Genomic DNA, 13,304 nt, shown 5'->3' with positions numbered 1-13,304 from the left:
ATGCGTCCCCTGCCCCTCGTGCTGTCCGCCCTCGCCCTGGCCGCCTGCGGCGGCGAGACGACGACCGCCCAAACCGCCGCCAAGCCCGCCGCGGCCGCCTCGACCCAGGCGCTGGAGACCCGCCCGGCCAACGCCGCGAGCCAGACGCCCGCCTTCGCCGGCCAGACCCGCGCGCCGCGGGTCAGCGCCGACGTCGCCTTCGACGTGATCACCGTGGCCGAGGGCCTGGACAAGCCCTGGGGCCTGGCCTTCCTGCCCGACGGCGCGATGCTGGTCACCGAGAAGCCCGGCCGCCTGCGGATCGTCGGCAAGGACGGCAAGCTGTCGGCGCCGGTCGCCGGCCTGCCCGCTGTCTACGACTTCAAGCAGGGCGGCCTGCTCGACGTCGCGGTCGGTCCCGACGGCCTGGTCTACTGGAGCTACGCCGAGAAACGCGACGGCGGCGACGGCACGGCCGTGGCCCGCGGCAAACTGGTCCCCGGCGCCGCGCCCAAGCTTGAGAACGTCCAGGTCATCTGGCGCATGACCCCGACTATTGAGGCCGGCATGCACTACGGCAGCCGCCTGGTCTTCGCGCCGGACGGCAAGCTGTTCATCACCACCGGCGAGCGCTCGATCATCCCCGGCCGGATGCAGGCCCAGCGGCTGGACGGGACCTTCGGCAAGGTGGTGCGGGTCAATCCGGACGGCTCGATCCCGGCCGACAACCCCTATGTCGGCCAGGCCGGCGCGCGGCCGGAGATCTGGTCGATCGGCCATCGGAACCTGCAGTCGGCGGCGATCAACCCCAAGACCGGCCAGCTGTGGACCGTCGAACACGGCCCCCAGGGCGGCGACGAACTGAACATCCCGCAGGCCGGCAAGGACTACGGCTGGCCGACCATCACCTACGGCCAGGAATACAGCGGCCGGCCGGTCGGCGACGGCCTCACGGCCAAGGCGGGGCTGGAGCAGCCCGTCTACTACTGGGATCCGGTCATCGCGCCCTCCGGCATGGCCTTCTATGACGCGAACCTCTTCCCGGCCTGGAAGGGCAGCCTGTTCATCGGCGGCCTCAGCGAGAAGAAGCTGGTCCGCCTGACGCTCGACGGCGACAGGGTCGTCGGCGAGGAGTGGCTGCTGCAGGACCTGGGCGAACGCCTGCGCGACGTGCGGGTCGGCCCGGACGGGGCCGTCTATGTCCTGACCGACAACGCCAAGGGCCGCATCCTGAAACTGGTTCCCAAGGCTTGAGCCGCCTCGCCCTGGTCATGATCGTGCGGGACGAGGCGCGCTGCATCGCCCGCTGCCTGGAGAGCGTACGGCCGCATGTCGACGAAATGATCGTGCTGGACACCGGCTCGGTCGACGACACGGCCGCGATCGCCGCGAGCCTAGGCGCGCGGGTCGAGCGGTTCGACTGGATCGACGACTTCTCCGCGGCTCGGAACGCAGCGCTCGACCTGTCGGACGCCGACTGGAACCTGATCCTCGACGCGGACGACCGGCTCGTTGGAGGTGCCGCCACGCTGGCTGATCTGGGCCGGACGCCCTTCATCGGCGAGCTGCGCATCGAGAACACCTTCGAGGGGGCGTCGGGGGCGGAGACGGCTGTCAGCTGGGCTCTCCGCCTGCTGCCGCGCGGCGTGCGCTACGAAGGCCGGGTTCATGAGCAGCCGGTCGGCGGCGCCCTGCCCCACCGCCGCCTGGACGTGTCGATCAGCCATGACGGCTATGAGGCGGCTCAGCGCGCGCGGAAGGCCGGACGCAACGAGGCCCTGCTGCGGGCCGAGCTGGCCACCGCGCCCGACGACACCTACCTGCTGTTCCAGCTCGGCCGCGAACTGCAGGCCGCCGAACGCTGGGCCGAGGCCGCCGATTATCTGGCCCGGGCCTACAACGGCTCCAGCCAGACCGACCGCTTCCGCCACGCCCTGGTGGTGCGGACGCTGTTCACGCTGAAGAGCGCCGGCCGTCACGACGAGGCCCTGGCCGTGACGGAGATGGAATTCGAGCGCTGGCCGCACTCGCCGGACTTCTTCTTCGCCGTCGGCGACCTCTACCTCGACTGGGGTCTGCACAATCCCGACCGGGCGGTGAAGGAGGCCCTGCCGCTGGTCGAGTACTGCTGGCTGCGCTGCCTGGAGATCGGCGAGCAGCCGGACCTGGAAGGGTCGGTCCGCGGCCGCGGCAGCTGGCTGGCGGCGAACAACCTGGCGGTCTTCTACGGAACGCTGAAACTGACCGACAAGGCGGCGGAGTACGAGCGGCTCGCCGCGGCGCTGAAGCAGTAGCCGGAGCGCATTGTGGGGTTAGACGCGCGCTCTTCGAGCGCCGCTCGCCGCTTCCTGGTCATCCTGAGCAACAGCCGCGGGCCGCGTGTCGGGGGATATAGCGCACCCGCTACAACCCCAGCCGCTTCGCCGCCTCCTCGCCGACGGCCAGCGAAGATGTCAGGCCAGGGCTCTCGATGCCGAACAGGGCGACCAGCCCCTCGATGCCATGGACGTCCGCGCCTTCGATCTGGAAATCCGGCTGCGGCTCCCCGGGGCCATGCAGTTTGGGCCGGATGCCGGCGTAGTCGGGGCTCAGCTGGGCCTCGTCCACCGCCGGCCAGAACTTGCGGACGTAGGCGGCGAACTCGGCCGCCTTGGCCGGGTCGACCGAGTAGTCCTCGTGGTCGACGAAGACCAGGTCGGGGCCGAACACCGCCTGTCCCCCAGATCCTTGCGATAATGGGTGCCCAGCGCCCCGGGGATTGGCGGCGGATAGACCAGCCGCTCGAACGGCGCCTTGCCCTGCAGGCGGAAGTAGACGCCCTTGCCATAGTGGCCGGCCGGGATGCGGTCGGCCGGGAACCCGTCGATCGCGCCGGCCACGGCCTGGGCCGACAACCCCGGCGCCGTGACCAGCAGGCGGCAGGTCAGCTCGGTCGGCGCCTCGCCGCCGGCGCGCACGCGGAAGCCGCCGCCAGGCAGCGGGCTCGCGCCCTCGAACGGCGTCGCGGTCACCACCGCCCCGCCGGCCGCCTCGATCTCGCCGACCAGGGCCAGCATGTAGCCGTGGCTGTCGAACACGCCGCTCTCCGGCGACAGCAGGGCCTCGACGCAGTTGAGCTGCGGCTCCAGCGCGATGGCCTGGGCCCCGGTCAGGCGCTCCATGCCCTCGACGCCGTTGGTCAGGGCCTGCTCCAGGATGGCGTCCAGCCGCGCGATCTGGTCCGCCGCCGTGGCCACCACCAGCTTGCCGCACTTGCGGTAGTCGACGTGATGCTTGTCGAGGAAGGCGTAGAGCGCCCGCCGCCCCTCGACGCAGAGCCGCGCCTTCAGCGAGCCGGTCGGATAATAGAGGCCGGCGTGGATGACCTCGGAATTGCGCGAAGAGACGCCCTGTCCGATGGCCCGTTCCTTCTCAAGCACCGCGACGATCAGGCCGCGGCGGGCCAGGGCGTAGCCGGTCGCCAGGCCCACGGCCCCGGCCCCGACCACCACGGCGTCGAAATCGAATTCGCTCATGGTTCTCGCCTACCACGCCCAGGCGGCGCGCGCGATTTCTTCACCGTAGGGATTGCGGAACAAAGGCGGAACATCTAGGGTTGTGTCTGGGGGAACTACAACCATGATCCTGGTGCTCAACGCCGCCAACAAGGCGGCCTTTCCTGCGCTGATGGACGACATGTTCCGCGCTCGGCACGAGGTGTTCGTCGAGCGCAAGGGCTGGGAGGAGTTGCGCCGCGCCGACGGACGCCAGATCGACGGCTTCGATCGGGCGGACGCCGTCTACCTGCTGGCCCTGGGACCCGCGCGCGTGGTCGCCGGCGTGCGCCTGACCGGCTGCGTCGGCCCCACCTTCGCCGAGAGCCTGCTGCCGGAGCTGTTCGAGGAGCCGGCGCCGCGGGGCGAGGATCTGCTGGAGATGACCCGGCTGTTCGCGCGGCCGGAAGCGATGTCGCCCGGCGGCGGCGCTCCGGCGATCAACGCGGTGCTGACCGCGACCCTGGAATTCGTCAGGACGGTCGGCGCGCGGGGCTGCCTGATGCTCAGCCGGCTGGAACTGGTCGAGGCGCTGCTGGCCTGGGGCGTTCGGCCCGAACCGCTCGGCCTGCCGCGCCGGACGCGGGACGGCGTGCTGATGGCGGTGATGTGTCCCGGCACGGTCCGCGCTCTAGCGGCGCTGCGGTCGGCGACGGGCGTCGGCCGGCCCGTGCTGTGGTGGTCCGCCGAGCCGGAGGCCGAGCCGGTCGCCTTCGCGGAAGTTCTGGGCGCCGATCCGGGCTCGCCGTTTTGGCGACCGCCGGGCTCCCTGACGCCCCTGGCGCGGTCGGCGCTGGGTCCGACAGAGCTGGCGCGGATGGCCGCCGGGCCGTGACCACGCCGCATGGGCCTCTCCGGGGGGAGGGACCGTCGGGCTGTCCGCTCCAGCCTGATGAAGGCCGCGACCGGCGGCGGGACCGGGGGGAAACGCCCCGTCCGCCGGCCGGCCTTCGCCGCCGGCTCCGACATCGCGTCGGGACCGGCGGCTCCCTCTCGGGAGATGATCGTCGCCTCTGCCCCTGGGCCTGGCGTGGGCGGTTGCGGGGCCGGGGCGCGACGCCTCCATCGCTCATCCTGCGAAGGCGGGACCCAAGCCGAGGGTGCGGCTCCACGGACCGGGCCCTTTTGGGTGGAGCCCAAGTGGACGGCGCCCAGGTGGACGAAGCCTCCCGAGGGTGGGTCCTATGGCGGGTAGGGCCGCCGCGGAGGGCTCCGGGCGGGACGGGCGAATCCGAAGCGCCGCTTGGGTCCCCGCCTTCGCGGGGACCTTCGGCGGAAGACCAGCCGATCCAGGCTGCCGCTGATCTGGTCCTAGGCGGCCGCCTTGCCGGCGCCCTCCCATTCGGCCCAGAGGGCGGCTTCGTCGGCCTTGGCCGTCTTCACCGCCGCTTCCTTGACGTGGCCGAAGCCGCGGATCGCCTGCGGGACCTGGGCGATGCGCGTCGCCAGAGGCAGGCGCGCGGCGTCCAGGCCGCCCAGGATGCGGTCGAGCTGGGCCTCGTACGCGGTGATCAGCCCGCGCTCCATCCGGCGCTCCTCGGTCTTGCCGAAGATGTCCAGGGCGCCGCCGCGCAGGCCCTTCATCTTCGCCAGGGTCGGGAAGACCAGGTCGAGCATCCAGCCGCCCAAGGCGATCTTCTTGGGCTTGCCGTCCGGTCCCTTGGGGGCGATCAGCGGCGGCGAAAGCCAGACCTTGGCCTTGCCGCCCTTGAAGGTCCCGGCCAACTCCTTGGAGAAACGGCCGTCGGTGTACAGGCGGGCGACCTCGTACTCGTCCTTGTAGGCCATCAGCTTGTAGAGGTTCACCGCGACGGCGCGGGTCAGCTCCTCGCCGCCGACCGCCGCTTCCGCCGACCGGACCTGGGCCACGCGCTGGGCGTAGCGGTCGGCGTAGGCGGCGTCCTGGTAGGCGGTCAGCTCGGCCGTGCGCTTGGCGATCAACTCGTCCAGCGGCAGGGTCTCGGGCGTGGCGACGCTGTCCTCGGGCTGGCCGCGGAAGTCGGGATCGAGCGCCGCCTTCCGGCCGACCTCGAAGGCCTGCAGGTTGGACTCGTAGTCGACGCCGTTCAGCTTGATGGCCCGATACAGCGCGCGGCTGGAGACCGGGATCACGCCCTTCTGCCAGGTGAAGCCCAGCATGATCATGTTGGCGTAGATGCCGTCGCCCAGCTTGTGCTCGGCCAGGGCCTGCGAAGGACAGGCCTCATAGGACTTGGTCGCCGCCGTGACCCGGCGGGCCATCTGGGCGGTGTCGAAGCGGACGTCGCGGTTGGTCACGAAATCGGCCGTCGGCGAGAAGTCGGCGTTGCCGAAGGCGCGGGTCACCTGTTTGCTGAACAGCGCCAGGCCCTCCGGGCTCGCCGCCACCAGCAGGTCGCAGGCGATCAGCACGTCGGTCGAGGCCGCCGGCACGCGGCCGCCGACGACGGTGTCCTCGTGCTCGCCGATCTTCACGTGGCTGAACACCGAACCGCCCTTCTGGGCCAGGCCGGTCATGTCCACGACGCTGGCCGCGCGGCCGTCGACGTGGGCGGCCATGGCCAGGATCGAGGCGACGGTCGTCACGCCGGTGCCGCCGATGCCGGTGAACAGGATCCGGCGCACGCCTTCCAGCGGCTCGAACTCCGGCAGCGGCGTCGAATCGGCGGTCAGCGCCGCCATCTTCGTCCGGGTGGCGTTCTGCGCGCCCTCCAGGGTGATGAAGGACGGGCAGAAGCCGTCGACGCAGCTGTAGTCCTGATTGCAGGTCGACTGGTTGATCTTGCGCTTGCGGCCGAACTCGGTGTTCAGCGGCTCGACCGAGACACAGTTCGATTTCTTGGAGCAGTCGCCGCAGCCCTCGCAGACCAGCGGGTTGATGAACACGCGCTGCGGGGCCTTGGCCATCGTGCCGCGTTTCCGGCGACGGCGCTTCTCGGTGGCGCAGGTCTGGTCGTAGAGCAGAACCGTCACGCCCTCGGTCTCGCGCAGCTCGCGCTGGACCTTCATCAGGTCGGTGCGGGGGTAGATCTCCACGCCCGGGGCCAGGCCGGCGACGCCTTCGTAGCGGGCGACGTCGTCGACGACGATCACCGTCCGCTTCACGCCTTCCGACGCCAGCTGGCGGGTGATCTGGGCCGGGGTGAAGCCGCTCTCGGCCTGCTGGCCGCCGGTCATGGCGACCGCGTCGTTGAACAGCAGCTTGTAGGTGATGTTGGCCTTGGCCGCGATCGCCGCCCGGATCGCCAGCGAGCCCGAGTGGTTGTAGGTGCCGTCGCCCAGGTTCTGGAAGACGTGCTTTTCCTGGGTGAAGGGCGCCGCGCCGACCCAGGTCAGGCCCTCGCCGCCCATGTGGGTGTTCAGGTCGGTGGTCGGGTCGTTGAAGCTGGCCATGTAGTGGCAGCCGATCCCGGCCAGGGCCCGCGAGCCCTCCGGCACCCGGGTCGAGGTGTTGTGCGGGCAGCCCGAGCAGAAGAAGGGCTTGCGCTGCTGGTCGGCGGCCAGGCTGACGGCCGCGACGCCCGAGGCGGACACGCGGTCGATGTAGCCCTGGGCCCGCTCCTTGTGCGGGCCGGCCGGCAGGCGGTCGTAGAGGTCCAGCGCGATGGCCGCCACCGACAGCGAGCCGGTCTCCTCCATCAGCGGCTGGCCGTGCTCGTCGCGCTTGCCGATGATGTTCGGGCGCGCGTGCGCGGGCAGGTCATAGAGGGCGGCGCGGGCCTGGGGTTCGATCAGCGCCCGCTTGTGCTCGATGACCATCAGGGTCTCGAGGCCGGCGGCGAAGGCGCGCAGACCCTGCGGCTCCAGCGGCCAGGGCATGCCGACCTTGTAGATGGTCACGCCCAGGTCGGCCGCTTCCTCCAGGCTGATGCCCATGGCCTGGAAAGCCTCGAGCACGTCCTTGTAGGCCTGGCCCTGGCAGACGATGCCCAGGCGCGGGCGCGGCGAGGCCAGGACCACGCGGTCGATGCCGTTGGCGCGGGCGAAGGCCAGGGCCGCGGGAATCTTGTGGTTGCGGAGCCGCAGTTCCTTCTCCAGCGGCTGATCCTTCGTGCGGATGTGCAGCCCGCCCGGCGGCATCGGGAAGTTGTCGGGGACGACGATCCTGTGGCGATCCAGCGAGACGTCGATGGTCACGCCGCTGTCCATGGTGTCGGCCAGGGCGATCAGCCCGACCCACAGACCGCTGAAGCGCGACATGGACAGGCCCAGGATGCCGTAGTCGAGCACCTCCTGGACGTCGGCCGGCGAGAGCACCGGCATCTCGAAGTCCTGGAAGGCGAACTCCGACTGCGACGGCAGGGTCGAGGACTTGCAGTTATGGTCGTCGCCGGCCACGGCCAGGACGCCGCCCTTGGGCATGACGCCGGCGAAATTGGCGTGCTTGAAGACGTCGCCGGTGCGGTCCACGCCCGGCGCCTTGCCGTACCACATCGCCGAGACGCCGTCGTACTTGGCGCCCGGGAACAGGTTGGCCTGCTGGCTGCCCCAGACGGCGGTGGCGGCCAGGTCCTCGTTGAGGCCTTCCTGGAAGACGACCTCATGGGCCTTCAGCAGCTTGCCCGCGCGGGCGGCCTGCTGGTCGAGCCCGCCCAGCGGCGAACCGCGGTAGCCGGAGATGTATCCGGCGGTGTTCAACCCCTCGCGCGAATCGAGGCGCCGACGATCGAGCATCACCCGGATCAGAGCCTGCACGCCGGTTATGAAGGCGCGGCCATCTTCGAGCAGATATTTGTCGTCGAGCGTCACATCTTGGTGCCGCATTGAAAAATCTTTCCTCCCGCGGGGATGCCCACGGTTGCAAGATCATATAAGTACGGTGAAATTGCTTGCCAAAGCCGTGCCCCTTCAGCCGTCTCGTTCGGCAAGATCAGGGCGCGGAACGGCCCATTTGGGGGGAAAAGGTTTGTCGGAGCAGCTAGACGCGGTTGACGCAAAGATTCTCGATCTCATCCAACACGACGCCAGCCTCTCGGTCGCGGAGATCGCCGAGCGAGTAGGCCTGTCGTCCAGCCCTTGCTGGCGGCGCATCAAGCGCCTGGAGGATGCGGGAATCATCCAGCGTCGCGTCACCATCCTGGATCGCGAACAGCTCGGTCTCGGCTTCGAGGTCTACTGCACCGTCAAGCTGTCGCTGCCGACCAAGGAGAACCTGGAGCAGTTCGAGACCAGCATCGTGCGCTGGGCCGAGGTCGTGCAGTGCGCCACCGTCACCGGCGCCGCCGACTACGAGCTGCGGATCGTCACCCGCGACATGCACGCCTTCGACGACTTCCTGCGCGACAAGATCCTGTCGCTGGGCCTGGTCTCGAACATCGAGAGCCGGATCGTCATCCGGGGCGTCAAGAACACCACGGCTGTCCCGCTCGGCATGGTCAGCCCCTATGTCAGCCCGCACGGCTAGGACCGCCGGGGCGGCGCTCGCCGCCCTGCTCCTGACTTCGGCCGCCGCGCCCTCTGAATCCGAAAGCCGCCTCGAACAGTCGATGCGCCTGCGGAAGGAGGCCGGCGCCGCGGCTCAGGCCGGAGACCTGGCGACGGCCGAAGCCCGGCTGGAAGCCGCCCTCGCCCTCTATCCGACCCTGCCCGGCGCCCTGGTGCGGCTGGCGCGGGTCGAGGTCGCCGCCGGCAAGCCGCAGGAGGCGCTGGCCCATCTGGAGGCCTACGCCCGCCTGGGCCTGACCCTCGACGTCGCCGGCGATCCGGCGCTTCGCACCCTCGTCGACCTGCCCGGCTTCACGCCGGTCGCCACGCAGCTGGCCGCCAATCGGCAACCGGCCGGCCAACTGCACCCCATCGCGACGCTCGCCGACCCGGCCTTCCTCGCCGAGGGCGTCGCCGTCCTCAGCGATCCCGTCGGCGAGGACTACCTGGTCAGCGCCGTCGCCGCCCGCACCATCGTCCGCATCGACGACGACGGCGCAGCCCGCCCCTTCCTGAAGGGCGACGCCGACACCGGCGGCCTGTTCGGCATGGCCGTGGACGGAAGCGCGAGCGCCCTCTGGATCGCCGAAGCCTGGGGCGAGGGCCTGCCAGGCGGCGTGGGGGCCAAACGGACGGGCCTGCTCAAGGTCTCGACCCGCGACGGATCGATCCTGGGCCGCTTCCCCCTGCCCGACGACGGCAGGCCACACCAGCTGGGCGACGTGGCGGTCGGCGACATCGCGATCGGCGGCCGGGTCGCCGACGGAGCGCCGATCTACGCCAGCGACGCCGCCGGCGGGGGACTCTGGCGCCTGGCGCCGGGCGCGAAGACCCCCGAGCTGTTCGTGAGCTCCAGGGAGATCGCCTCGCCGCAGGGCATGGCCGTCTGCCATGGCCGCGACGCGCTGGTGGTCGCCGACTACAGCACCGGGCTGCATCGCATCGACACCAAGACCGGCGCCGTCACGCCCCTGACCAAGGCCGACGCGGCCCTGGCGGGGATCGACGGCCTGGCCTGGGACTCCAACCAGGACGTCCGCAAGGTCGGCAGCGGCCCCGCCCGCCCCTGGGAGCTGATCGCCACCCAGAACGGAGCGTCCCCGCAGCGGATCCTGTCGATCCGGCTCAGCCCTGACTGCCGATCGATCGAACAGGTTCGCGTCCTGGCCGCCAATCTGCCCGGAATGGACGACCTGGCGCTGGGCGCCGTCGGCGAGGCGGCCTACATCTTCGTCGGGAACAGCCAATGGGCGGGCTGGACCGCGGACGGAAAGCGCCGAGAGGGCGTCGCCCGCCCCGCAGCGATCTTCAAGCTCGCCCTGCCGTAAGCGGAGACAGAGCATGATCGACCTCATCATCGACCAGCGGCGCAAGGACCTGGGCGGGTTCGAGGTCGGGCGCGTGCTGCCCTTCCACGCCCGCCGGATGGTCGGCCCGTTCATCTTCTTCGACCACATGGGACCGGCCGAGTTCGCGCCCGGCTTTCCCCGGACCGTCGACGTGCGCCCGCATCCGCACATCGGCCTTTCGACCCTGAGCTACCTGTTCGAAGGCTCGATGACCCACCGCGACAGCGTCGGCTCGGAGATCGTCATCCGCCCCGGCGAGGTGAACTGGATGACCGCCGGCAGCGGCATCACCCATTCGGAGCGGTTCGAGGACCTGCGCGAGCACGGCGGCCGGATGGACGGCATCCAGACTTGGCTGGCCCTGCCGACCGAGCAGGAAGAGATCGACCCTCGGTTCTCGCACCATGAAGGCGACAACGAGCTGCCCTTCTACGAGTCGGGCGGGCTGAAGGCGCGGCTGGTGGCGGGCGAGGCCTACGGCGCCAAGGCCTCCGTGCCGGTGTTCTCGCCGACCTTCTATGTCCACTGGGAGATGGAGACGGGCACGCGCGCCGACCTGCCGGCCGAGTACAGCGAACGCGCCGCCTATGTCGCCAAGGGCAGCGTCGAGGTCGCCGGCCAGACGCTGAAGGTCGGCCAGATGGCCGTGTTCGCGCCGGGCGACACCATCGTGTTCGAGGCGCTGGAACCCTCGACCGTGATGCTGCTGGGCGGCGAGCCGCTGGGTCCGCGCTTCATCGAATGGAACTTCGTGTCGTCGTCGAAGGATCGGCTGGAACAGGCCAAGGCCGACTGGCGCGGCGGCCGGATGAAGCTGCCCGACCTCGACAACGGCGAGTTCATCCCCCTGCCGGAGCCGGCCCCGCCGGCCAACCCTATGTCCTGATACGGAGCCTCTCATGCATCGTCTCGCCCGCGCCCTGCTGGTCGCCCTGCCCCTCGTCGCCCCCATTCCAGTCATCATGGCCGGCTCCGCCTGGGCGGCGACGCTGATCATCGGCAACAAGGGCGAGGACACGGTGAGCTTCGTCGACCTGAAGACCGGCCAGGAGCGCGCTCGCGTTCCGACGGCGAAATGGCCGCACGAGGTCGCGGTCTCGCCGGACGGCAAGCGCGCGGCGGTGGTCGCCTACGGCGGGACGACGATCGACGTCTTCGACGTGGCCTCGACCAAGGCGCTGAAGCGGATCGACCTGGCCCCGAACGCCCGGCCCCATGGGCTGATCTGGCTGAAGGACGGCCGGCTGCTGGCCACCACCGAGGGCAGCAAGACCCTGACCATCGTCGATCCAGAGACCGGCAAGGTCAGCGCCGTCGCCACCGACCAGCAGGGCTCGCACATGGCCGCGACGACCGCGGACGGATCCCGCGTCTATGTCGCCAACATCAACTCCGGCACGGTCAGCGTCATCGACGCCAACGCCGGCAAGAAGCTGGCCGACATCGCCGTGAACGGAAAGCCGGAAGGGATCGCCTTGTCGCCCGACGGCCGGGAGCTGTGGGTCGGCGACCTGGAGGCGCCGCGGGTCCAGGTGATCGACACGGCGACGCTGAAACCGGTCGCCGAGGTCGCCATCGATCCGGTCGCCATCCGGGTGGCGATCAGCCCCGACGGCCGCACGGTCGTCACCTCGAACCTGGTCGCGGGCACGGTGAGCGAGATCGACCGCGCAACCCGCAAGGTTCGCCGCACCATCCCAGTCAGCGGGACGCGGGACGCCGGCCAGGTGACCATCCTGTTCTCGCCGGACGGCTCGAAGCTCTATGCCGCCGAGACCGGCCGCGACCAGATCGCCGAGATCGACATGAAGACCGGCAAGGTCCTGCGCCGCCTGCCCGCCGGCAAGAACGGCGACGGCCTGGGCGTCGCGCCGTAGGGGGCGCTCCTCTCTTTCCGTCATCCTCGCGCTGGTCGCGAGGACCCATGCGCGGTGAGGCGGACGGACGGGCGCGACATCACCATCGTCCGTGTTCATGGGCCCTCGGAACAAGTCCGAGGATGACGGGTGGTTGGAAGGGGACATGCTCCGAAGGTGCGTGTCCCCGATATCGCCGCATGCAGGGACACGCCCCCTGCGGGAGCATGTCCCTCAGCTCACCCCAACCCCCGCCTTGCCAGAGCCAAGATTGCAAGTCATTCTCATTTTCTGATGAGAATCCTGGAGGCGAGGATGGTTCTCCGAGGCGTCGGCCCCTGTCTGATCGCGCGCCTGATGCGCGCCGAGCGCGACGAAGAGGCCGAGACCGACTGGCTGCTGTTCGGCCCGACCGACCCCGAGGTCGTCGAGGACGACGCGCCGCCGTTGCGGATGCTGCTGGCGGCGGAATAACCCCGGTCCGGCATGAGGAAAGCTCAGGCCGGCGCCGACCAGACGTCCTTCGTGGGCGGCCCGCCCTACCCCGCCAGCGCCTTGCGCGCCGACCGGGCGTACTCCAGCCCCGTCCAGACCGTCACCGCGGCGGCGAGCCACAGCAGCACGTCGGCGCCGACCGAGGCGCGGGCCATCAGCTCCGGATCCTTGGGCAGGCCCCAGATCTCCCAGCCGCCGACGAACAGCTGCACCGTCAGGGCGACCAGCTGCAACGTGGTCTTCCACTTCGCCAGCAGGGTGACCGGCAGCTTCAGCCCCTTGGGCGCCAGCACCTCGCGCATGGCGCTGACCGCGAACTCCCGGAACAGGATCAGGCCGCCGGCCAGGCCGACCATCCAGGCGCCCATGGCGGTCAGGCCGATCACGGCGCCGGCGACCAGCACCTTGTCGGCGATCGGGTCGAGGATGGTCCCCAGGGTGCTCGTGGCGTCGAACTTCCGCGCCAGCCAGCCGTCGAGGAAGTCGGTGATCGCCGCGACGATGAAGCCCCAGAAGGCGAACTGGTAGAGCCCGACCTGCAGCGTCCGGACGTCGATCCCCGAGCCGTAGGCCCAGATCAGGATCGGTCGCGCGGACAGAGCGATCATGGCCATGAACACGAAGATGGTCAGGGCCAGGCGCAGGCTGGTCATCAGGTTGGGGAGCTGTTTCATCCGCCCCTTATCCGA

At 70.4% G+C, this 13,304-nt stretch carries 10 protein-coding genes and 1 pseudogene; 8 read left to right on the top strand and 3 right to left on the bottom strand.

Going from position 1 to position 13,304, the window contains the following annotated elements; genetic code table 11:
• Both CSW64_RS05520 and CSW64_RS05515 read left to right on the top strand, forming a co-directional pair.
• The gene (locus CSW64_RS05520; protein WP_099621166.1) at positions 1-1,233 is read left to right on the top strand and encodes a PQQ-dependent sugar dehydrogenase; all 1,233 of its coding nucleotides are present in this window, start codon (positions 1-3) and stop codon (positions 1,231-1,233) included.
• Positions 1,230-2,273, top strand: coding sequence for a glycosyltransferase family 2 protein (locus CSW64_RS05515; protein WP_216361238.1), 1,044 nt, complete (start codon positions 1,230-1,232; stop codon positions 2,271-2,273). The genes CSW64_RS05520 and CSW64_RS05515 overlap by 4 nt, the downstream gene beginning before the upstream one ends.
• Positions 2,274-2,382: 109 nt before the next feature.
• Here CSW64_RS05515 and CSW64_RS05510 read toward each other — a convergent pair.
• Positions 2,383-3,494: pseudogene (locus CSW64_RS05510) on the bottom strand (NAD(P)/FAD-dependent oxidoreductase).
• A gap of 103 nt (positions 3,495-3,597) precedes the next feature.
• On the opposite strand from CSW64_RS05510, the gene CSW64_RS05505 reads away from it, so the two are divergent.
• A complete protein-coding gene (locus tag CSW64_RS05505) occupies positions 3,598-4,347 on the top strand; it encodes an acyl-homoserine-lactone synthase (protein WP_099621165.1) in 750 nt (249 codons plus the stop codon).
• 476 nt (positions 4,348-4,823) lie between these two features.
• On the opposite strand, the gene CSW64_RS05500 is transcribed toward CSW64_RS05505, so the two are convergent.
• A complete protein-coding gene (locus tag CSW64_RS05500; RefSeq protein WP_099621164.1) occupies positions 4,824-8,255 on the bottom strand; it encodes an indolepyruvate ferredoxin oxidoreductase family protein in 3,432 nt (1,143 codons plus the stop codon).
• Positions 8,256-8,397: 142 nt separating this feature from the next.
• Here CSW64_RS05500 and CSW64_RS05495 point away from each other — a divergent pair, with 142 nt between their 5' ends.
• From CSW64_RS05495 to CSW64_RS21930, 5 genes are all read left to right on the top strand, one after another.
• Positions 8,398-8,895 carry an Lrp/AsnC family transcriptional regulator gene (locus CSW64_RS05495; RefSeq protein WP_099621163.1) on the top strand — a complete coding sequence of 166 codons (498 nt, stop codon included), beginning with the start codon at positions 8,398-8,400 and terminating at the stop codon, positions 8,893-8,895.
• A complete protein-coding gene (locus tag CSW64_RS05490) occupies positions 8,876-10,243 on the top strand; it encodes a tetratricopeptide repeat protein (protein WP_150131338.1) in 1,368 nt (455 codons plus the stop codon). Before CSW64_RS05495 ends, CSW64_RS05490 begins: the two co-directional genes overlap by 20 nt.
• 13 nt (positions 10,244-10,256) lie before the next feature.
• On the top strand, positions 10,257-11,150 hold the full coding sequence (locus CSW64_RS05485; RefSeq protein ID WP_099621161.1) for a pirin family protein: 894 nt from the start codon (positions 10,257-10,259) through the stop codon (positions 11,148-11,150).
• Between the two features lie 13 nt (positions 11,151-11,163).
• On the top strand, positions 11,164-12,141 hold the full coding sequence (locus tag CSW64_RS05480) for a beta-propeller fold lactonase family protein (RefSeq protein WP_099621160.1): 978 nt from the start codon (positions 11,164-11,166) through the stop codon (positions 12,139-12,141).
• Between the two features lie 294 nt (positions 12,142-12,435).
• A complete protein-coding gene (locus tag CSW64_RS21930) occupies positions 12,436-12,594 on the top strand; it encodes a hypothetical protein (RefSeq protein ID WP_172448462.1) in 159 nt (52 codons plus the stop codon).
• A 65-nt stretch (positions 12,595-12,659) separates the two neighbouring features.
• On the opposite strand, the gene pgsA is transcribed toward CSW64_RS21930, so the two are convergent.
• Positions 12,660-13,289 carry a CDP-diacylglycerol--glycerol-3-phosphate 3-phosphatidyltransferase gene (gene pgsA / locus CSW64_RS05475; protein WP_099621159.1) on the bottom strand — a complete coding sequence of 210 codons (630 nt, stop codon included), beginning with the start codon at positions 13,287-13,289 and terminating at the stop codon, positions 12,660-12,662.
• Positions 13,290-13,304: the final 15 nt, after the last annotated feature.

Source organism: Caulobacter mirabilis (assembly GCF_002749615.1).
In the GTDB taxonomy this organism is placed as follows: Bacteria; Pseudomonadota; Alphaproteobacteria; order Caulobacterales; family Caulobacteraceae; genus Caulobacter; species Caulobacter mirabilis.
Note: the sequence above shows the minus strand (reverse complement) of the source record. Positions and strands in the feature narration are given on the sequence as shown.

What these genes read in the sequence shown, in the direction of transcription:
- CSW64_RS05520 (WP_099621166.1), top strand. Translation starts at nt 1, where the DNA reads ATGCGTCCCCTGCCCCTCGTGCTGTCCGCCCTCGCCCTGGCCGCCTGC.
- CSW64_RS05505 (WP_099621165.1), top strand. Translation starts at nt 3,598, where the DNA reads ATGATCCTGGTGCTCAACGCCGCCAACAAGGCGGCCTTTCCTGCGCTG.
- CSW64_RS05500 (WP_099621164.1), bottom strand. Translation starts at nt 8,255, where the DNA reads ATGCGGCACCAAGATGTGACGCTCGACGACAAATATCTGCTCGAAGAT.
- CSW64_RS05490 (WP_150131338.1), top strand. Translation starts at nt 8,876, where the DNA reads ATGTCAGCCCGCACGGCTAGGACCGCCGGGGCGGCGCTCGCCGCCCTG.
- CSW64_RS05485 (WP_099621161.1), top strand. Translation starts at nt 10,257, where the DNA reads ATGATCGACCTCATCATCGACCAGCGGCGCAAGGACCTGGGCGGGTTC.
- CSW64_RS05480 (WP_099621160.1), top strand. Translation starts at nt 11,164, where the DNA reads ATGCATCGTCTCGCCCGCGCCCTGCTGGTCGCCCTGCCCCTCGTCGCC.
- CSW64_RS21930 (WP_172448462.1), top strand. Translation starts at nt 12,436, where the DNA reads ATGGTTCTCCGAGGCGTCGGCCCCTGTCTGATCGCGCGCCTGATGCGC.
- pgsA (WP_099621159.1), bottom strand. Translation starts at nt 13,289, where the DNA reads ATGAAACAGCTCCCCAACCTGATGACCAGCCTGCGCCTGGCCCTGACC.